This is a genomic window from Mesorhizobium bavaricum (assembly GCF_056781655.1).
On the sequence record NZ_JBXAYV010000001.1, the window covers coordinates 109,252 to 129,477 of the forward strand.

Sequence of the window (20,226 nt, forward strand, 5' to 3'; positions counted from 1 at the left end):
TGTTCAGGCGGCCTTCGCTGGCTTGGCGGCCTTCGTCCGCGAGACGCTGCGACGTCCGTCGACCGCGACTGGCACGTCGCCGTCGACCGTGGCGCGGTGGACAACACGGCGCTGATCGCCGTAGTCGTTGACGGCGTAATGCTGCGTGGCGCGGTTGTCCCAGATCGCCACATCTCCCCGCTGCCAACGCCAGCGAATGGTATTCTCCGGTGCGGTAACGTAGGATTGGAACAACTCGTAGACTCGGTGGAAGTCGCTTCTGGACAGGCCGACGAACCGCTGCACGAAGTTGCCGAGAAGGAGGGTGCGCTCACCGGTCTCGGGATGAACCCGCACAACCGGATGTTCCGTTTCGTAAATCGTTGAAGTAAACACCTCATCGAAGTGTTTTGCTTCCGCCTCTGTCGCCCGCGGTCGCACCGCCGCGTAGTCGTAGGCGTTGCTGTGGACCGCCCAAAGATCGTCGGCGAGGCGCTTGAGCGTTGGCGGCAAACTCTCATAGGCGGCGGCGGTATTCGACCAGATCGTGTCGCCACCGGCCGAAGGAATGACCACGCCGCGCAAGACTGAGAATTTTGGATAGGCGTCGACGAACGTGACGTCGGTGTGCCACTGATCGGCACGCCCGCCTCCGCGGCTTGAATCGAGTTCGAGGATTGAGGCCGTGCCGACGATTGACCCCTGGGTTGGATGCGGCACCAAATCGCCGAGCCGCTGGGCGAAACGCTCCTGCTCGGCATCGTCCAGGTGCTCCTGGCCGCGGAAGAACACGACCTTGTGGCGGAGCAGAAGCTTATTGATTGCCACCACAACCGTGTGGGGTAGATCCCCGGATAGACGAACGTTGCTGATCTCTGCGCCGACGTGTGCCGTAAGGGGAGCAACATCGCCTTCCGGAATGGTTGCGTCAATGAAAGCAGGCTTAGTCATGGCTAATCTCCTGGCGAATGAGCTTTTGGTTGCGGCTGACGATTCCTCGAAGATTCAGACAGGGCTGGAGGAGGCGCGTCAGCCCAGATTTGCGCTAGAAACTCGGCTCGAGAAGCGCCACTGGCCGCGGGTGATAGCAATGTCCGCCCGAGGCGCGTCGGAATCCGAAACCAACTCGTCTCGAGTTCGCGATGCCAGATAGGGCGCGAATTGCCCGATCGCACGATCGAGCCGATCGGCCAATGTAGGCGAGACGGAGGTTTGGTCGACGAAGTCGCGTTCTGAAGCGTAGATCCCTGTCGCCAGCGTTCGCGCCTCGAAGAACCCGAAGAGCGGCCGCAGCTGATGCTCGACGATCAACGCGTATCGGTCTCCGCCGCCGGTCGCGGCGAGCAGTACCGGCTTGCCTATGAAAGCGGTGGGCTCCAGCAAATCGATCAAATGCTTGAAGAGGCCAGCGTAACTGCCTTTGTAGACCGGGCTTGCGACGACCAGTGCTTCGGCTTGCAGGAGATGGTCAATAAGTCTCCTTGCCTTCGTGTCCAGATCGGAGAGGCGTTGCGCGGCGCCCAGCGAAGGCAGGAACTGGCCAATATCGATGACCTCGAAGCTCCTATGATATTGTTGCGCCATTCGCCTCACGATCTCTTGGACCAAAGCGCGGGTGCGGGAGGGAGAACTGAAGCTGCCGGAAAATCCGACGATTGCAGGTCTGGTCATTCGGTCCTGTCCCTCTCGGTGAATGCGGGCCGCAGTCGCGACATGGGGACAGAATAGTTATTTCTACAAAATCTATAGAGAAAGGGAATTGCGTATTTGCGTCTACTTGTGAAATTCCTTTCCCCCGCTTGGCGTTTCGAAGCTCGCCTTTCGATGAACGACGTAATTGTGATGTGTAGCGCCTCGCGCGGCGCGGAACGGGTTCTTGCGACCACGACAGACTGGGCGCTTCTAGGGACAAGCTGCACGACGTCGACCAAAGCCGGCCCGCAATTAAGCGTCAAGGGCCGCCTCAACGTGCCGCGTTCCGTGCAGGGGCGTCCGGGGGTAGTCCAGACTGGGCAGTCCGAAGATGGACGCAGGCTTGCCGCGCACTCGGGGCGCAGGAGTTCTACGCGATATCGAGGCGCGAGTGGCGGCTGTCGGCCGCGATGTCGATTAGGCCGCACTTATTCGGAAGCGTGGGTCGGCGCACTGAGCGAGTCGAAAGGTGGCGCGGTACTTATGAAATCCTGGGGAGAGTCTATCGCATGCCGCACAAGTGAGTGCGTCGAGAGGGAGGCGAGCGAAGGCCGATATGGCCTGGCTAGGGACCCTGGCCCCAGACAGAAGAAGTCAGAGTCTCCCGACCATGTTTTGAATCAGACGGTGAGGTGGTGTTAATTAACGTCGATCTGTCAAACTGAGGCTTAGAGTAAGACTTACTTTCGTAGTACTGATCGAATGTCTCTCGATTGCTATTCATAAGACTTTCAGCAAGCGTAATGCATACTTGGAAATATTAAAATATATTAGCTTTTACTGATAAAAGTCGCATAACATATATTATGGAACTTAGAGGCAGGTCCAAATCTGTTGCAGTTTGGCGTCTGTCTGGTCGACGCATTCGCTGCCTTTTTTCCGGAAGGAAACTGCTTGCACAATGCCATTGATAACGTTGAATTAGGTGTTTGTGGGCCGCGAAGCGGAGCTCCTCAATAGAGGAGCGTAGCGGCCCGTAAACACTGCTTGGTTGGGGAAATTTGCAACGTCCGTGTGTCTTTCGTCGCAGTTTTAAGTTACCTTCGAGGCATGCCGTGTTTGAAGCTCCGCAATCCATCGCTGCCTCCATCGTTGGCTGCCTGGGTCCTGACAGACCAGCACGCCGGCCGCGCTATTGGCCGACGATCTGGGTGGAAATGGCTCACGCTCGCGCTTCCAGTCGAACCCAGCAGGTGCATCTTGGCGCTCTCAACCGCCTCTATGCGTCGGCTGGGGCGCAGCCTGGTCGCAGCGTCGCGTGCTTCCGCAATCTCTGGAGAATCATTTGGAGTCGCCGATATTTTCCTGATCGTATATCCTAGCAGCGCGACCGGCGAAGTTCGGCCAAGCGATCGGCCAAATCGACCTACCGATCGCAAATTTGTACATGCTATCAATGCGCTAAGCATAGCGAATATCGGCCATCATCGGCATCGGCATTGGCGTCGTCGATCAACCGTCTCGGTGAAGCTGAGGTAGCGCTAAACATCGGCCAAATGATCGGCCAGTTATGGGCGCTCAGTTAAAATTTCTGTTGACATATACGTACTTAGCGCGATCTAACATCGGCCAATCATGGAAGAGACCGTACAGCGCATCGAGCCGGCGCGCCTGGAAGACGTTGCGGAGCCTATCTCCGACGCGCTGGCTGAGCTGTCAGCAAGCTCGGCGGTTCTCGGCGCCAAGCTGCATCCGCGCACGGCCGCGAACCTGGCGGATCTCGTGCGCATCATGAACACCTATTACAGCAACCTGATCGAGGGCCACAACACGCGCCCCCGCGACATCGAACGCGCCCTCGCCGGCGAATTCGACAAAGACCAGGAACGACGCAACCTGCAGGTGGAAGCCGCGGCCCATGTTCGACTGCAGGGGGAAATCGATCGCCTGGCCGCAGAGGGTCAGCTCCCAGAACCGGCTTCGCTTGATTTTTTGCGCTGGCTGCATGCGGAATTCTACCGTGACGCCGATGAGGCGATGTTGCGCATTCGCGGCGCAGACAGAGAATTCTTGATGGTTCCGGGTCGGTGGCGATCACAGCCCGAACATGATGTCACTGTCGGCCGCCACCAGCCGCCGTCAAGCGATCGCGTCGAAGCGTTCATGGAGCATTTCGCTAGCCGGTACCGCTTCCAACGTACGGGCAAAGCGGCTAGGATATTGGCGATTCCGGCCGCGCATCATCGGTTCAATTACATTCATCCCTTCCCAGACGGCAATGGACGCGTCAGCCGCTTGATGAGTCACGCCATGGCCCATGAGGCAGGAATCGCCGCGCACGGGCTGTGGTCGATTTCCCGAGGCCTGGCGCGGGGTCTGGAAAGCCGCGGCGACTATAAACGCATGATGGATCACGCCGACATGCCACGCCAAGGCGATCGCGACGGCCGCGGTAATCTTTCTATGCGGGCGCTGGCGGATTTTACCTTATGGTTTCTACGCGTATGCATCGATCAGGTCAGTTTCATGTCCAGCCTGTTCGATTTGAACCAACTTGCCCGGCGTCTGCAGCGGTTCGTTCAACGCTACGACCTGAAGCCAGAAGCTTTCCGGCTGCTCGAGGAGGCGCTTCTGCGCGGCGAGTTCGATCGCGGTGAGGCCTCACGTATCGCTGGCTTGCCGGAACGTACGGCCCGCCGCGTGTTTACCGAGGTGCTCGAGCTTGGCCTGCTTGCGTCCGATACCCCGAAAGGACCGGTATCGCTACGCTTCCCGGTTGACACGTTGGACGAACTGTTTCCTAAGCTATTTCCGGAAACTTAGCGTTGCATAACTGCGCCTATAGTGTTGCCGATGCCCTTGTCACTCCAGCGAGTCCAGCCGCGGCTCGGGCGCTCGGTGAGTTCGTGGTCCGCAAGCTTAAACCTCCGTTCGATTGGGCGCAGGATGGATAGATATTGGGAACCGAAACAATCCGCAGAAATATTTTGGTACCTATGTTGGTTAGCGCTGCCGCTGCGCAAATCACAACTATTTGGAAACAAAGCGAAATCTTCTCGGATCGGATTCCGCCTCTGAGTGCCGCCGAGGGCAACAAGCGCGCCTGACGCAACGCCGCCAGATCAGCCGAGCCGGTGCAGAAGCAGGCGACGGCCAACTGGCGGATGACGATCTCGAAATGCGCGACAACCGCCTCGGTGGACACCGTCGCCGCGCGCGGCACGCCGGCCGCCTGCCCGGCGATGTCCGCGCCCAGGCGGATGGCCTTGGCCACATCGACGCCGTCGCGGATTCCGCCCGACGCGATCAGCTTCACAGTTGGCAGTGCCCGACGTAACCGTCTGCACGCGGCTTGAATCAGCGTTCCGGCCACTCGTTCCGGTCAATGAGGATACGCTCGGCCGCTCCGTCGAGATCCTCGTATTGACCAGACCTCAAGGCCCACAGGAAGCCAGACAGTCCAAGCCCGCCCGCCAACAGAGCAACAGGTATGAGATAAACCAGGATTGTCATGAGGGTTGCGCCAATGTGCCAGTGTGGGGGCGCCTGTCTGGCGGAGCAGTTCTCCTTGGCTCGTCTGGCACAAAACTTTGCAGCCTCGATGCATTACCAATGACAAGCAGTGATGAGGCCGACATCGCGATCGCGGCGATCAACGGCGTGACATGCCCCAGAATGGCGATCGGCACGGCAACAGCGTTGTAGATGATCGCGATGGCTATGTTCTGGCGGATCAGCCGCCCTGCCTTCCGCGAGACGTCCAGCGCAAGGGGTACTGCCGAAAGGCTTTCACGCAGGAACACGAAATCGGCGGCGTTGCGGCCGATATCGGCGGCGGTGGCTGGAGCGATCGAGACGTGCGCCGCGCCCAGCGCTGGCGTGTCGTTGAGCCCGTCGCCCACCATCAGGACCTTGTGGCCGGCCTTGGTCAGCACTTCGATCCGCTCAGCCTTATCGGACGGCAGCAGCGCCGAAACAAAACGGTCGATGCCCAATATTCTTGCGACATCGCCACAAGCGTCCGGGGTATCGCCCGACAGCATTTCGACCGACACGCCGGCATCCTTCAATTGTCCGACCGCCGCCTTGGCGTCGGCGCGCGTAGCGTCCTCGAACGTGAAGGAGGCGACGATCCTCCCATTCTTCGAAAGCACCGTCCCGCCATAGCCGCCATACTTGCCTTCGCCACCGGTCCGGGCTTTCCATCCGGCCCAGCCGCGACGGCCAAGACGCCAGGTGCTGTCCGCGGTCGTGGCTTCGATGCCGAGACCCGGGTGCTCGCTGACGGCTTCCAGCTTCGGCTGGCCGGCAAAACCCGCGAATGCGGCGATGGCCTTCGAGAACGGGTGACGGGAGTGCGCCGCCATGTCGGCTGCGATCGCCAGCATCACCGGATCGATGGTCGACGCGTTGACCAGCCTGGGCTGTCCGAGCGTCAGTGTGCCGGTCTTGTCGAACACCGCCGTATCAATCGCGGCCAGGCGTTCCATGGCCGAACCGTCCTTGACCATGATGCCGTTTTCGAACAGGCGCCGCGCCGCCACCACCTGCACGATCGGCACGGCGAGGCCGAGCGCGCACGGGCATGTGATGATGAGAACGGCGATCGCGATCGTCACTGCCCGGTGCCAGTCGCCGGTCACCGCCATCCAGCCAAGGAACGTCACGAAGGCGGTGAGATGGACCACCGGCGCATAGAGCGCCGAGACACGGTCGGCGATCCGCCGATAGTGCGCACGACCACCTTCGGCGGCTTCCATCAGCCGGACCATTTCCGCCAGGAAGGAGTCCTTTGCCGCAGCGGTCGCTTCGATGGTCAGGGGGCCGGTAAGGTTGAGCGTGCCGGCCTGAACCTGTTGCCCGGACGTCACGGTTTTTGGTGTGCTCTCGCCAGAAACCAGCGAGCAGTCGAGATCCGACGCGCCCCGAATGATCCGGCCGTCGACAGGGACCCTTTCGCCTGCGGCGACCAGAAGGTGCATGCCCGGTTCGATCTCGCCAACCGGCAGGTAGTCGCGCGCGCCATCGCCGCGCAGCACCATGGCGCCACGTGCGGCCAACTGGGACAGGCCTTTCACGGCGGTCCGTGCCCGTTCGCGCATGACGTGATCCAGGGTGCGGCCGATCAACAGGAAAAACAGCAACGAAACCGAGGCGTCGAAATAGGCGTGATCGCCATGATTGATCGTCTCGTAGAGGCTCATGGCATAAGCGAGCGACACCCCAACCGCGATCGGCACGTCCATGTTCATGCGGCCGTGGCGCAGTGCATTCCAGGCCGAGCGGAAGAAGATGCCGCCGGCAAAGGTGAGCGCCGGGATGGCGATCAATGCAGAGACCCAGTGAAACAGGTCGCGGGTAGCACCTTCGGCGCCGGACCAGACCGAGACCGAAAGCAGCATGATGTTGCCGGCGGCGAAGCCGGCGACCGCGACCGCGCGGATCAGCTCGGCAAGCGTCTTGTCTTTTTCATCGATCTCGGCGGCGAACAGATGCGCCTCGTAGCCCAGTCGTCTCAGCGCAGCGACGAAGGGCGGCACCTCGTCGCCTCGCCACCGGATCGCGACGCGCTTGGTCGACAAGTTGACACGCGCGTCTTCGACATTGTCGAGCTTTGCCAGCGCCGTCTCGATCGCCTGGATGCAGGCTGCGCAATGAACCGTCGGTACTGAAAGGTCGGTCTGGCGAAGACCATCGCCAACCAAGCGGCTCGCCAACCTGATCTCCTGGCCAGATGGCAGGACCGATGTGGTACCGGTCAGATCCATTGCCTGTTCCGCGCCGGGTGCACAGCAGCTCATTGCAGCACTCCTTGCGAAATCATGATCCTGCGGACGTCGCGATAGGGTTGCGCCAGGCCGGCATCGGCGTCGACTTCGACGATCCAGACGCCGTCCTTCGGCATGTGCCGCGCCGCGAATTCCTCGCCGAAGGCGAGGGCGAGCGTAACGGACTTGTCCTCTTTCTCGTATGCGGGATGGCGAAACAGCACCTTGACGCCATGCAAGGGGACCGGCTTGCCGGTGGTATCGCTCAAGCTGTAGCGGACCTCACCCCGAGCGATCGTCAGTTTGCCGGTCCAGCCGAGTGCCGCCTGCGCGCGCCCTTCCTCGGCCTTTCGGTTGAATTGCTGGCTGGCCACATAGGTGTTCTCGACGACAAGGCCGGTCCAGGTCGTGCTGGCGAGTGTCGCCATCGTGAGATTGACCGCGATGATCACGCCGAAAAAGCCGAGAATGGTGAGCAGCATGTGCCTGCCGGTGAACTCACGCGTCTTTTGCGTATTGGTGCTCATCTGGCGATCTCCGGGGCGTTGAAGGTGGCGGTGTATTCGTCCGATTCGAAGCTCGCTCTGTCCTCGACGCGGAACTTGAAGGTTTGTGCAGCGTGCCGAACCTCATCCGCTGGCTGGCGCACGAAGACCTTCAGCATGTTCAGCCGGTCGGGTTCGACCGCGATGGCGAAGAAGCGAGCTGCCGGCAGATCACTGCCGACGACGCTCATTTCGGCTCCCTGCAAGCCCTGCATCGTGACGACGATCGTCCTTGGCTCGGGGATCATGTTAAGCAGCTTGACGGTGTAACCGTTGCGGATCGAGGCGTCGGACAGGGTCACGAATTGCGGATTGCGGTCGTGCAGGACGTTGATCTCGAGTCGGTCGCGCGTCAGCAGCGAATAGATCAAGGCAAGCCCGACCGCCGTCCACGCGCCCATGTAGAAGGAGGTCCTCGGCCGGAAGATCTTGCGAATATGGAAATGCGCCAACCTGACGGAGAATGTGCTGTCGGCCGTTCTGACGAGTGAAGGGTTCACGGGACCGGAGCCGCCTGCGGTCGCCACCGCCATGTTGGCGTTGTAGTCGGACAGCGTCGCATAGGAGATCAGCCCGCGCTCCTTGCCGAGCTTGTTCATGACGCCGTCGCAGGCATCAAGGCACAGCGCGCAAGTGATGCATTCGAGTTGCTGGCCGTCGCGAATGTCGATCCCCATCGGGCAGACTGCGACACAGGCATTGCAGTCCACGCAGTCACCGACCGGCTGCCCCGCAGCCTGGACCTTCTTGGCGTGCCGCGAACGAGGTTCGCCACGCCAGTCATTGTAGGTCACAGTGAGCGAATTCTCGTCGAGCATGGCAGCCTGGATGCGCGGCCACGGGCACATGTAGGTGCAGACTTGCTCGCGCATCAGCCCGCCGAACGTGTAGGTGGTCGCCGTCAGCACCGCGATGGTGACGTAGGCGACCGCAGCGGCGGTGCCGTTGAATACGTCGCCGATCAGCGTCGGCGCATCGGCGAAATAGAGGATCCAGGCGCCGCCGGTAGCTGCCGCTATGACCAGCCAGATGGCGTGTTTCGACACACGCAGCACCAGTTTGCGCGCGGTCCAGCGGCCGGCGTCGAGCTTCATGCGAGCGTTGCGATCGCCTTCGATCGCCCGCTCGACAACTAGGAAAAGATCCACCCATACCGTCTGCGGGCAGGTATAGCCGCACCAGGCGCGGCCGACGGTGGACGTGATCAGGAAGAGGCAGATGCCGGCCATCATCAGAAGGCCGGCGACATAGTAGAATTCCTGCGGCCATATCTCGATGAAGAAGACGTAGAAACGGCGGTTGGCAAGATCGATCAGCACTGCCTGATCAGGAGCAAACGGACCTCGATCCCAGCGCAACCAGGGCATCAGATAATAGATGCCCAGCGTGATCGCCATCACCAGCCATTTGAAGCGGCGAAAGCTGCCCGAGGCGCGTTTAGGGAAGATTTTCTTGCGCGGAGCATAGAGCGGCTGTCGTGTCTTGGCGGAGTTGACCGCTTTTGCCTCGAGCCGCTCCATCTGCGTTTTATCCAGCACGTGCATCTCCACTCGCGCGCGGCCTATGACATCGTTGTGCGACGGACTTGTCTGCTTCGACAGACGTCCGGTCTGCAGTGAGCCCGCTTCGCCGTGTGGGCCGCGCCGCCTTGCTGCAGGTCAATCGCCGCATGCCGGAATGGTGTCGGGGCCCGACTCGTGCCGGGCCCCGTCGCTTGGCGGGGAGGGCCGAGAATAGGCTTCCGTTCCTATTCTCCGCCGCCAAGCGAATGGACATAAACCGCAAGTTCCTTAACCTTGGTCTCGCCGAGACGCCCGATCCAGGCCGGCATGACACCGTGCTTCGGCGCGCGGACTTGGACGGCGATGGCTGTCTCGCCGGGTGCGTAGAGCCAGATCGCATCGGTCAGATTGGGCGCGCCGAGCTCCTTGTTGCCTTTCGCATTATCGCCATGACAGGCGACGCAGTTTTCCGCGAATACCTTGGCGCCGGGCTCGATAAGACTTGCATCCTGGACCTTGCCCGAGAGGCTGGCGACATAGGCGCCGACCTGTGCGATCTGTTCGGGCGTGATGATGTCACCGAAGGGGGGCATTTCCGACTGCCGAGTATCCGGGTCGGATGCGAAACGGATGCCGTGCGCGATCGTTTGCTGGATCTGCTCGGTCGTGCCGCCCCACAGCCAGTCATCGTCGTTCAGGTTTGGAAAGCCCTTCGACCCTTGGGCGCCCGAGCCGTGGCATTGCACGCAATTGACCTTGAAGGTAGCTCCGCCGGCCGCTACCGCGAATTCACGCAGCGCGTCGTCGGCCGCAATCTCGGATACGGTCTTCTGCTGGATGGCCGCGACATATTTGCCCTTGGCGGCTTCGGCAGCCGCCAGCTCAATCTTGACAGCGTTGCGGCTGGAATAGCCAAGCACACCCTTGGTCGCGGAAGACAGCATCGGCCAAGCCGGATACGCAATTGTATAAGCCACCGCCCAAGCGACGGTGATGTAGAAGGTTATCACCCACCATTGGGGCAATGGGTTGTTGAGCTCCCTTATCCCGTCCCATTCATGACCGGTCGTTGAGATGCCCGAGACTTCATCGATATGCTCGCTGCTCATGATCAGTCGTCCTTGAGTGGAATCTGGGCGGCTTGATCGGCCTGTGTTTTGCCGCCGGGACGCAAGGCAAAGGCAATGCAGCCGACGAAGAAGAGCGCCATGGCAACCAGACCCCAGCTGTCCGCGAATTCCCGCATCAAATTATAGCTCATTGGGTCCCCCTCAGCGGTAGCCGGCTGCATCGTCATAGGTCTTGAAATCGACCAGTGTTCCCAGCATTTGCAGATAGGCGACGAGGGCATCCATCTCGGTCACCTGCTGCGGATTGCCGTCCAGATCACCGACTTTGGCTTTCGGATAGCGTTTCTCGACGCCGGAGGCATCGGCATTCGGGTCGGCCTGGGCCATCAGATCGGCATTGGCGTGCGCGATCATGTCATCGGAGTACGGGACGCCAACACGCGCGTTCGCAACCAGATGCGTCGAGAAGTCCTTCACCTCGATCGGAGCGTCCTTCAGGAAGGCATAGCGAGGCATGATAGATTCCGGCACCACCGAACGTGGATCCATAAGGTGCTGAACGTGCCATTCGTTGGAATAGCGGTTGCCGACTCGTGCAAGGTCAGGGCCGGTGCGCTTCGAGCCCCACTGGAAGGGGTGGTCGTACATGGACTCGGCGGCCAGGCTGTAGTGGCCGTAGCGCTCGACCTCGTCCCGGAAAGGCCTGATCATCTGGCTGTGGCAGAGGTAGCAGCCCTCGCGCACATAGATGTTGCGTCCGGCGAGTTCCAGTGGCGAGTAGGGCCGCATGCCTTCGACTTTCTCGATCGTGTTGTCGAGATAGAAAAGCGGCGCAATCTCGACGATGCCGCCGACGGTCACGACAAGAAGAGAGCCAACGAGAAGAAGCGTGGCGTTCTTCTCGATGATCGCGTGTTTGTCCATCAAGCCCATTGTCTGGCTCCTATTCGGCAGGCCGGAGGGCGGGCTCGGAACCTGGCATTGGTTGCTCTTCGCGCTGGTGGCCAAGAATGGTCATGGTCACGTTCCAGGCCATGAGCAGGGCGCCGGTGAGGTACATCGCACCGCCGATGGCGCGCATGACGTAGAAGGGATGCATGGCGGCGACGGTTTCGGCGAAGGAGTAGACGAGGAAACCCTGCTCGTCGTATTCGCGCCACATCAAGCCCTGCATGATGCCGGAAACCCACATCACCGCGGCGTAGACGACGATTCCGAGCGTCGCCAGCCAGAAGTGCCAGGTGACGAGCCGCAGCGAATAGAGACGTTCACGGTTCCACAGTTTCGGCACCATGTAGTAGATTGCGCCGAACGAGATCATGCCAACCCAGCCGAGCGCGCCGGAATGGACATGGCCGATGGTCCAGTCCGTGTAGTGCGACAGCGAATTGACCGTCTTGATCGACATAATCGGACCTTCGAAGGTCGACATGCCGTAGAAGGCGACTGCCATCACCATCATGCGGATGATCGGATCGGTGCGCAGCTTGTCCCAGGCGCCAGACAGCGTCATCAGGCCATTGATCATACCGCCCCATGACGGCATCCACAGCATGATCGAGAACGCCATGCCGAGCGTCTGCGCCCAGTCGGGTAAGGCGGTGTAATGCAAGTGATGCGGGCCGGCCCAGATGTAGAGAAAGATGATCGCCCAGAAGTGGACGATCGACAGGCGGTAGGAATAGACCGGCCGGTTCGCCTGCTTGGGCACGAAATAATACATCATGCCGAGGAACCCGGCGGTGAGGAAGAAACCGACGGCGTTGTGGCCATACCACCATTGCGTCAAGGCGTCCTGGACGCCGGAGAAGGCGGAGTAGCTCTTCGAGCCGAGGAAGGAAGCCGGCATCGACAGGTTGTTGACCACATGCAGCATCGCGATGGTCACGATGAAGGACAGGTAGAACCAGTTGGCGACGTAGATATGCGGTTCCTTGCGCTTCAGGATCGTGCCGAGGAACAGGATGAGATAGGCGACCCAGACGATGGTCAGCCAGAGATCCACATACCATTCGGGTTCGGCGTATTCGCGGGCTTCGGTGATGCCGAGCAGGTAGCCGGTCGCGGCCATGACGATGAACAGCTGGTAACCCCAGAACACAAACCAGGCCAGTTTGCCGCCAAACAGCCGGGCGCGGCACGTGCGCTGCACGACATAGAGAGACGTGCAAAGCAAAGCGTTGCCGCCGAAGGCGAAGACGACGCCGGATGTGTGCAGCGGCCGCAGCCGGCCGAAATTGAACCAGGGTTGGATGTTGAGGTGAGGGTATGCCAGCTGCAGGGCAATGATCACACCGACGAGCATGCCGACGACGCCCCAGAATACCGTTGCAATGGCTCCGTAGCGGATCGGGCCATCCATGTAGACGGAGGTGTCGATCGGAGCCGCCGGCTTGAAATCTGTGTTGCGCAGCAGGATCGCGGTAAAGCCAGCCACGGCGAAGAACAAAACCCCCATATGCTGGCGAAAAGGTCCTTCTACGCCGAAGCCGGCAGCCACCAGGGCCGCAAAAGCAAACAGGCTTAGAACGACGATCTCCGTGCCGAATTTCATGACATGTCCCCGACCAGGATTCCAATGCGCGGACGCCAAATCCGCGGTGCATTAATTCCGTAGTTGCCGCCTGCTCGCCCTGATCCATGTCAGAGCCGCACGATTTTGCTTCGGGCAGCATCGAGTTCGGTGCAATCAGAAGGTGGCGATTTGAACAAGGAAACGCAGCACGGGCCAACCCGCTCATGGACAAGTGCGGCTTTCTCGCGCCAGGCCGGCACAGAGGCGATTCCGGGCGAGGTCATGAAGCTTGCCCATCGGGAAAAGCTGGAGCTCTGCTTCTCGCTGGAAAGCATTGCCGATGCACTGCCGAACGTCGACCGCCTCAAATGTCTTGGAACGGCCAAGCAGATCGTTCCGCTGCTCCGTGACATTCATGGGTTTGAGGAGAGGGTGATTTTCCCTGCGTATGAGGCGCACTTGACTCCGGCCGAGGCCAAACTTGCCTCTACCAGCCGGTTGCGCATCGAGCACCTTGAGGATCAATGCTTCGCTGGCGAGGTGGCCGAAACGCTCCTAGCGATCGGTCATGGTGATCCGATAGAGAGCGCGGAAGCTGTCGGATTCATGCTACGCGGCTTCTTCGAAGGCTTGCGGCGACACATCGCTTTCGAACGCGAGCATGTCCTGCCGCGGATCGTAATAAGCGACGAAGGCCCCGACGCTTAGGTCTCATTCAAAGGCCGGTTGCCGCGCGCCTCGGCCGCCGCAGCGCTGCTCCAGCCGGCTCATGCTGTCGACCGTTACATGGCGTTTGTTCTCGATCCGGATCACGCCGTCAGCCCGCAATCGCGTAAGCTGGCGGCTCACGGTCTCGTTCGTCAGTCCAAGGAAATCAGAGATGTCGGCACGTGTCAGCGGCAGATCGAAGCATGCCGACCCAGCCGCCGGGTCGATACTGGAATCCATATTCCGGGCGATCATGAGGAGAAAGCTCGCAACCTTCTCCGGTGCGGTCTTGCGCCCGAGAGTCACCATCCATTCAAGTGCCTCGTCGAGTTCGTCCAGCGTCTGCTTGAGCAGGCGATGCTCGAGTCCCGGTGATTCCTTCATTATCCGTTCAACGGCCGCCTTCGGAAACGAGCACAGCGAGACGGAGGTTGCCGCTTCCACATTGATCGTGCTTTTCACCTTGAAGGGCCGTCCCAGAAAATCCGGTGCGAACCGAAGACCGACAATCTGCTGGCGGCCGTCCGAAAGGCACTTCGTCAGCTTCACAACGCCTGAAAGCAAGTTTGAATAGCTGTCGACGGCCTCGGCGTCGGCGATCAGTTCGACCCCCGGCTCGAGCTTGTGCCGCGACGAAGTTTTGGCGAGCCCAACCAAATGGTTTGGATCGAGCGCACCGCAGACGCCGCGATGTCGTGCTGCGCAAGACAGGCAAAGAACGGGAATGCCGGAACTGTGAATGTCTTGCCGTACTGTCATTACGCTCGCGCTACCGATCCCAAGTTTCGGCAGGATAGCAAGCGATGGCAGAGAAATCCTTGCGGCAGTTTGTCCGTGCTGGAGGCTGACCGAAATCAGGGCTTTGGCTCTTCGACGCGTCCAGACTTCCGGCGAGGCAAAAACGGCGGACCACCAAATGAGACCGGAATTAGCTGCCAGGCTTGGCGAGAACGTCCCGCGTTATACCAGTTACCCGACCGCGCCGCATTTCCATCCTGGCGTCGACGCTGATGTCTATCGAAGCTGGTTGAAGGCGCTCGAAAGCGGTGACGAGGTCTCGCTCTACCTGCACATCCCTTTTTGCGACCGGCTGTGCTGGTTCTGTGCGTGCCATACAAAGCAGATCCGCCGCTACGAGCCGGTGGCTTCGTATCTCCGCTCGCTTCACGCGGAGATCGCGACTGTCGCCGGTCTTGTCGGCGGCAAGGCCCATGTCCGCGCCGTGCATTTCGGCGGCGGCTCGCCGACCATGCTGAAGCCCGAGGATATGATAGCCTTGGGAACTGTCCTGCGGGATAGCTTCGATTTTCTTGCCGATGCGAAGATCAGCGTCGAAATCGAACCCAACGACATGGACGAAGCCCGCCTTGATACACTTGCCGAGATCGGCATGGCGCGGGCGAGCCTCGGGGTTCAGGATTTCGATCCGAAGGTGCAGAAGGCGATCAACCGCGAGCAGAGCTTTTTGCAGACCAAGGCGGTTGTCGACGGCATTCGCTCTCGCGGCGTAGGGTCCGTGAACCTCGATTTGCTTTACGGCCTGCCGCATCAGACCAGGGAGAGCGTCTGTTCCACCGTGGCGCAGGCGCTGACTCTGGAGCCGGACCGGATGGCGCTGTTCGGCTACGCGCATGTGCCCTGGTTCAAGAAGCATCAGACTATGATCGACGAGGCATGGTTGCCGGGTCCGGCCGAACGGTTCGCTCAGTGGCAAATTGCCGCCCGTCTGATCATGGGCGCCGGATACGAGGCGATTGGAATAGACCATTTCGCCAGGCCGGATGATGCGCTTGCAGTCTCGGCTCGCGCGGGAACAATCCGCCGCAATTTCCAGGGCTACACCGAGGATCGCTGCGAAACACTGATCGGGCTCGGGCCGTCATCGATCAGCCGGTTTCGACAGGGCTATTCGCAGAACATGCCGTCGACAGCCGAATATGGACGCATGGTCGAGGGGGGACATCTGGCCACGGTCCGCGGCATCGCGTTTTCCGAAGATGACCGTGTTCGCGGCTGGATCATCGAGCGCTTGATGTGCGATTTCGGCTTTTCAGCAGCCGAACTGGTGGAACGCTTCGGGAAAGCCGGACAAAAGCTTCTTTTCCAAGCAAGCTCCATCGCCATTGGCGACCCTGCTCGACCGCTTGAACTCCAAGGTGACAGTTACGTCGTATCGGCGGAAAGTCGTCCCTTTGTAAGGAGCATTGCAGCGAAGTTCGACAAATATTTCGAAAGTGGAACGGCCAGGCACTCAGTGGCAGTCTGAGTGCCACAGACGAACCTCACCGTCTTCAGTCGATCGCGAACCTCCTCAAAATCGCCGAAACCAGCAGCTAACAATTCGATAGTGCATATGGCGCCACTTTACGATGCTGTGAGAGCGCCAAGCTTTCCAATGTCATGTCGACATCGCGCCTGACGTGACTGAGGTCGCGGGAAAGACGGTCCAGCCTCATGCCATAGCGCCGATCGAGTTCATTCTCGCCACGCCGCTCGATGAAAGCTTCTACGGCCTTCGCGACGACCGCGGATTTTGTGGTCGAGGGATCGCGGCTGAGGTTGTCCAGCTTCTCGCTCAATTCCGGTTCGAGCAGAAACTGGTGACGAATGCGGTGGGGCTTCATGCGCTTGTTCCAACTGGCCGGCGCTGGCGGGCCGGCGGCGGAACAAGCATTATCGAGATGCCCAAAATTGCTTACGGCCGTTATCTAAGTGAGATACGCCGGAGCTGCGGAAAGCGTTCAGAAGCCGGGGACGATATCCTTATCACCGCCCCTTCCCTCGTTGATGCCATAGGCACCTGCGACGGTGGAGATCCGGTCCATGACGCGCTTGTCCGCCATCGCCTCGCTATCATCGTCTGCGGGTCTGGACAGATCGTCCTGGTCCGGTTCCTGAGTGACGGCGGTATGTTCTTCGGGTAGGCCAGGATGGCGCTGCTGCTGAACACCTCCCTCGTCCGCAAGCGCGGCGCCAGCGCTTTCATCGTCGGACGCAAGACGACGGTCGACGCCGCGTACTTGCCCAGTCCAATCGTCCGGCCGCGACATCGGGCAGTCCGCGTAAGGTCCGTCGCGCAACACCGGCGAAGGCAGCACCCGCTCGGTGAAATTGTGATCCTCATAGTATCGCAGCTTTTTGGCCCGGATGGGGGGCAATCCCGAAACCAGCACCAGTTCGTCCGCGGGCGGCAATTGCATCACCTCGCCCGGTGTCAGCAGCGGGCGGGCGGTTTCCTGGCGGCTCATCATGACATGCGAGAGCCAAGGTGCCAGCCGGTGGCCCGCATAGTTGCGCATGGATCTGAGTTCCGTGGCCGTGCCAAGCGCGTCCGAGATTCGCTTGGCCGTGCGCTCATCATTGGAGGAAAAGGCAATTCGCAAATGGCAGTTGTCCAGAATGGCGTTGTTGTCGCCATACGCTTTGGAGATCTGGTTCAACGATTGCGCGATCAAGTAGGCACGAATTCCGTAACCGGCCATAAACGCGAGCGCGGTCTCAAAGAAGTCGAGGCGACCGAGCGCCGGAAACTCGTCCAGCATCATGAGCAGTTGATGCTTGCGGCTCTTCTTTGGGTCACCCTCGAGGCGCTCCGTCAGCCGCCTGCGGATCTGGTTCAGGATCAGTCGCACCAAGGGCTTGGTGCGCGAGATGTCCGATGGCGGCACGACCAGATAGAGCGACATCGGCCACTCCGCATCCATCAGATCGGCAATGCGCCAGTCGCAGTCCGATGTTACCGCGGCCACGGTCGGATCACGGTAGAGGCCGAGAAAAGACATGGCGGTCGAGAGGACGCCTGAACGTTCGTTCTCCGATTTGTTCAACACCTCTCGTGCCGCCGAGGCCACGACGGGATGGACCTCAGGCTTATTGGCCGCACCGAGATGGTTGGTGGTCATCATTCGCCGCAAAGTCGCGGCAAACGAGCGTTGCGGGTCCGACAGAAAGGTGGCGACGCGGGCAAGAGTCTTTTCCTCTTCGGCGTAGAGCACGTGCAAGATAGCGCCGACCAGGAGTGAATGACTGGTCTTCTCCCAATGATTCCGCCGCCCCAGCGCGCCTTCCGGATCGACTAGAATGTCGGCGATGTTTTGGACATCGCGAATCTCGTCCGAACCTTTGCGTACCTCCAGCAGCGGGTTGTAGCGGCCGATCGCGGATCAGTCGGATTGAACAAAAGGCAATGCGAGAACCTCGACCGCCAGCCGGAGCTCAGCTGCCAGTTCTCGCCTTTGAAGTCGTGAATGACGGCCGAGCCGGACCAGGAGAGAAGGGTTGGGACAACCAGCCCGACGCCCTTGCCGGAACGTGTCGGCGCAAAGGCCATGACGTGCTCAGGCCCGTCATGACGCAGATACCGATCCTTCAGTTTGCCGAGGAAGACGCCTTCCGGCTGAAACAGCCCTGCTTTCTCGATCTCCCGCGTCGCCGCCCATCGAGAGGAGCCATAGGTGGTGACCAAGCCGCGCTGGCGCGCGCGCCAGAGGGAACCAGCGATCGCAGCGGCACAGCCCATGAATCCACTGGTGCCCGCAAGCATGCCCGCCTTGTCGAATACCTCGGGCGCATAGGCATCGAATTGGGACCACCATTCCAACAGTTTCCACGGCTCGTAGATCGGCCAGCCAGCCGCGACAAACCATGGCGCGCCGAGTTGTTCCTGAAAGGCTGGCATATGAGCGCACCATTGCGTGGCAGCCCACACGCCGAGGAGAACGATGGCGAACACAATGGCGATCTGCCCAATCAAAAGCTTCGTGGGCGTCACTGGCTTGCTCCGCTGTTCTGGAGAGATGCATCGAGCATCCCCCGGGACGGCCGGAACAGGAATGCGCCCTATGTACGACTTGGTGCGATGAGAGGCTGTTTGGCGCGCCGTTGCTCTCCTTCGAGGTTATCAATATTCGCGCATTCCCGAGGACTGCTATGTCGGAGGGGACTCATATCGTTCGTGCCTATCGTGAGCACGTGGTCGGGGAGCTGGCGGTGGCATGCGGGCAAGCCGCTGAGGAAATTCGTAACATCGAGTCCGGTCTGAGGTACAACAAGCCTATCGAGATCGGGTCGCGAGGTAGCCCTGCCCGCCATGGGAATTCCTCAGGCGAGTACCGACATATTGGGCGCTGCCTTATAAGTGGAAGGCGCCTTCCCGTTGCCTCAATCGCAGATAAGTTACCTTCCGGCCTTCGCGCTGGGTTTCCCAGCTGGACTGCGTTTCAGTCTCAATTCGCTGTGCTTCTTGTGAGCCAGACACCATTTCTCGGACGGTGAATTGACGACATTCATTGTCCGACAAGCTCTCGCCGGCGATCTGTTGGGCAGAGGCGGCTATCACCCCGGCCGTGGCACATCCGCGCGCTGCAGAACCTCGATGAGCCGCCGGCTCAAACGCCCAGGCGGATGCAAAGATCCATAGATGCGTTCCGCCAGCGCTAGTTGCCAAGCATATGACCGGCAGTTCGCAACGCGCCTAGGAAGAGGCCGGCATGGTGAGTGACATCGATTTTGGCCTGCATTGACACCGGCATGCTGGTCCAATTCTCCAACGGTGCAATGAAGCGGGAGAAGGTACCGTTGACGACGCAGTAGCGGCTAATAAGGCCTTGTCTGTCCAACGCCAGCACACCAATCTGCCCGCCTCGATATCGGATGGCTGCGAGCCGTTGGACCTCGGCGTCATCATCGATCCGCACATCGAAAAGCAGGTTTCCGCGGCTCCTCGCGGCTATCTCCGCCGCTTTGTCATTGAAGCTCAAGCAGAGTGAGCGGACGCTTTCCACTGCCATCTGGAAAACCAACAAATCCAGTTCATTCACGGCCATGTGGGCAGTTGAGCCAATAAATGGATGATTGCAATGTCGCACACGGCTTGTTCACAGGTGTCGGCGACTGATCGTTCGTGGCTTTCTGTCCGCTGCCGGCGATGGAATATTTGAAGGACGGCGGGTCCCGTATTTCCTGTCGCGTTGGCAACCGCGGCGGCCACCTGCCGGGCGGCAGCGGCAGAGATAATGTCATAGACAGGTGGAAGCGTGGGCTTTCTGCCCTTCAATAGTTCCCTGACCCTACAGATTTGCACGCGCGGCCGCAGCTTGCCGCCCGCCTCAACGGATTCGGCTTCTCTGGCAGCACGTTCCATTGCTGCGCTCGCCTTGTTGAGCGTCACCAGAACGCCAAGCTTCGTGGCTGGCAAGATCGCCAACTCGCTCAAGCTCACGACCTCTATTCGATGGACGGGCACGGCCGTGCATCGCCGCGGCAGGGGACAACATCGTCGTGACCGACCCTCAAGCCCTATATCATGTCGGCGGGATCGTTCACCAGGAACGGCGAGATCGCCGTGGAGGGCAAGGCCTTCCACATCGTGGCCGTCGGCGGGAGCGGCAAGATCCACGATCAAGCAGCTGAGACAGATCACGCATATAGCCACGATCCCGCGGTCCAGCCGATCTACATTTGAGGACGACCAGATCAAGCAGCGCGCCCTGTCGAATTTGGATCCGG

At 60.4% G+C, this 20,226-nt stretch carries 18 protein-coding genes and 2 pseudogenes; 4 read left to right on the forward strand and 16 right to left on the reverse strand.

Going from position 1 to position 20,226, the window contains the following annotated elements:
• Nucleotides 1-3: 3 nt before the first annotated feature.
• Together AC1RZR_RS33320 and msuE are read right to left on the reverse strand one after the other, a co-directional pair.
• Entirely contained in the window at nucleotides 4-930 is a 927-nt protein-coding gene (locus AC1RZR_RS33320; protein ID WP_136622696.1) for a TauD/TfdA dioxygenase family protein, read from the reverse strand.
• Nucleotides 931-1,008: 78 nt separating this feature from the next.
• Nucleotides 1,009-1,650: an FMN reductase gene (msuE, locus tag AC1RZR_RS33325; protein ID WP_481829443.1), complete on the reverse strand. Its 642-nt coding sequence runs from the start codon at nucleotides 1,648-1,650 to the stop codon at nucleotides 1,009-1,011.
• A 1,596-nt stretch (nucleotides 1,651-3,246) separates the two neighbouring features.
• Here msuE and AC1RZR_RS33330 point away from each other — a divergent pair.
• Nucleotides 3,247-4,434, forward strand: a complete 1,188-nt coding sequence (locus AC1RZR_RS33330; protein WP_006329252.1) for a Fic family protein — start codon at nucleotides 3,247-3,249, stop codon at nucleotides 4,432-4,434.
• Between the two features lie 244 nt (nucleotides 4,435-4,678).
• Here the strand turns inward: AC1RZR_RS33330 and AC1RZR_RS33335 are convergent.
• From AC1RZR_RS33335 to ccoN, 9 genes and pseudogenes are all read right to left on the reverse strand, one after another.
• Nucleotides 4,679-4,948 (reverse strand): annotated as a pseudogene (locus tag AC1RZR_RS33335) (alpha-hydroxy-acid oxidizing protein); the annotation flags it as partial.
• A 20-nt stretch (nucleotides 4,949-4,968) separates the two neighbouring features.
• Nucleotides 4,969-5,124 (reverse strand): cbb3-type cytochrome oxidase assembly protein CcoS, encoded by a 156-nt coding sequence (ccoS, locus tag AC1RZR_RS33340; RefSeq protein ID WP_481829444.1) that lies wholly within the window; start codon nucleotides 5,122-5,124, stop codon nucleotides 4,969-4,971.
• A complete protein-coding gene (locus AC1RZR_RS33345; RefSeq protein ID WP_481829445.1) occupies nucleotides 5,121-7,412 on the reverse strand; it encodes a cation-translocating P-type ATPase in 2,292 nt (763 codons plus the stop codon). Before AC1RZR_RS33345 ends, ccoS begins: the two co-directional genes overlap by 4 nt.
• On the reverse strand, nucleotides 7,409-7,906 hold the full coding sequence (locus AC1RZR_RS33350; RefSeq protein ID WP_481829446.1) for a FixH family protein: 498 nt from the start codon (nucleotides 7,904-7,906) through the stop codon (nucleotides 7,409-7,411). Before AC1RZR_RS33350 ends, AC1RZR_RS33345 begins: the two co-directional genes overlap by 4 nt.
• Nucleotides 7,903-9,468 (reverse strand): cytochrome c oxidase accessory protein CcoG, encoded by a 1,566-nt coding sequence (ccoG, locus tag AC1RZR_RS33355; RefSeq protein WP_481829447.1) that lies wholly within the window; start codon nucleotides 9,466-9,468, stop codon nucleotides 7,903-7,905. Before ccoG ends, AC1RZR_RS33350 begins: the two co-directional genes overlap by 4 nt.
• A 203-nt stretch (nucleotides 9,469-9,671) precedes the next feature.
• Nucleotides 9,672-10,535: a cytochrome-c oxidase, cbb3-type subunit III gene (ccoP, locus tag AC1RZR_RS33360; RefSeq protein WP_136622690.1), complete on the reverse strand. Its 864-nt coding sequence runs from the start codon at nucleotides 10,533-10,535 to the stop codon at nucleotides 9,672-9,674.
• Between the two features lie 2 nt (nucleotides 10,536-10,537).
• Entirely contained in the window at nucleotides 10,538-10,687 is a 150-nt protein-coding gene (locus tag AC1RZR_RS33365; RefSeq protein WP_136622689.1) for a cbb3-type cytochrome c oxidase subunit 3, read from the reverse strand.
• A gap of 10 nt (nucleotides 10,688-10,697) precedes the next feature.
• Nucleotides 10,698-11,429 carry a cytochrome-c oxidase, cbb3-type subunit II gene (ccoO, locus tag AC1RZR_RS33370; RefSeq protein ID WP_006329238.1) on the reverse strand — a complete coding sequence of 244 codons (732 nt, stop codon included), beginning with the start codon at nucleotides 11,427-11,429 and terminating at the stop codon, nucleotides 10,698-10,700.
• A gap of 10 nt (nucleotides 11,430-11,439) precedes the next feature.
• A complete protein-coding gene (gene ccoN / locus AC1RZR_RS33375) occupies nucleotides 11,440-13,050 on the reverse strand; it encodes a cytochrome-c oxidase, cbb3-type subunit I (RefSeq protein ID WP_481829448.1) in 1,611 nt (536 codons plus the stop codon).
• Between the two features lie 129 nt (nucleotides 13,051-13,179).
• On the opposite strand from ccoN, the gene AC1RZR_RS33380 reads away from it, so the two are divergent.
• Entirely contained in the window at nucleotides 13,180-13,719 is a 540-nt protein-coding gene (locus tag AC1RZR_RS33380) for a hemerythrin domain-containing protein (RefSeq protein ID WP_481829449.1), read from the forward strand.
• 3 nt (nucleotides 13,720-13,722) lie between these two features.
• Here AC1RZR_RS33380 and AC1RZR_RS33385 read toward each other — a convergent pair whose 3' ends face one another.
• Complete coding sequence (locus AC1RZR_RS33385) at nucleotides 13,723-14,478, reverse strand: Crp/Fnr family transcriptional regulator (protein ID WP_136622685.1); 756 nt, start codon at nucleotides 14,476-14,478, stop codon at nucleotides 13,723-13,725.
• Between the two features lie 157 nt (nucleotides 14,479-14,635).
• Here AC1RZR_RS33385 and hemN point away from each other — a divergent pair, with 157 nt between their 5' ends.
• On the forward strand, nucleotides 14,636-15,985 hold the full coding sequence (hemN, locus tag AC1RZR_RS33390) for an oxygen-independent coproporphyrinogen III oxidase (RefSeq protein ID WP_136622684.1): 1,350 nt from the start codon (nucleotides 14,636-14,638) through the stop codon (nucleotides 15,983-15,985).
• Between the two features lie 67 nt (nucleotides 15,986-16,052).
• Here the strand turns inward: hemN and AC1RZR_RS33395 are convergent, their stop codons facing one another.
• The 4 genes and pseudogenes from AC1RZR_RS33395 to AC1RZR_RS33410 form a co-directional block, all read right to left on the reverse strand.
• The gene (locus tag AC1RZR_RS33395) at nucleotides 16,053-16,343 is read right to left on the reverse strand and encodes a hypothetical protein (RefSeq protein WP_246093974.1); all 291 of its coding nucleotides are present in this window, start codon (nucleotides 16,341-16,343) and stop codon (nucleotides 16,053-16,055) included.
• A gap of 117 nt (nucleotides 16,344-16,460) precedes the next feature.
• A pseudogene (locus AC1RZR_RS33400) lies at nucleotides 16,461-18,490 on the reverse strand (conjugal transfer protein TraG).
• Between the two features lie 664 nt (nucleotides 18,491-19,154).
• Nucleotides 19,155-19,544 (reverse strand): hypothetical protein, encoded by a 390-nt coding sequence (locus tag AC1RZR_RS33405; protein WP_136622663.1) that lies wholly within the window; start codon nucleotides 19,542-19,544, stop codon nucleotides 19,155-19,157.
• On the reverse strand, nucleotides 19,535-19,933 hold the full coding sequence (locus AC1RZR_RS33410; RefSeq protein WP_136625439.1) for a hypothetical protein: 399 nt from the start codon (nucleotides 19,931-19,933) through the stop codon (nucleotides 19,535-19,537). The genes AC1RZR_RS33405 and AC1RZR_RS33410 overlap by 10 nt, the downstream gene beginning before the upstream one ends.
• A 90-nt stretch (nucleotides 19,934-20,023) precedes the next feature.
• Between AC1RZR_RS33410 and AC1RZR_RS33415 the strand changes: the two genes are divergently transcribed.
• Entirely contained in the window at nucleotides 20,024-20,182 is a 159-nt protein-coding gene (locus AC1RZR_RS33415) for a hypothetical protein (RefSeq protein WP_481829450.1), read from the forward strand.
• Nucleotides 20,183-20,226: the final 44 nt, after the last annotated feature.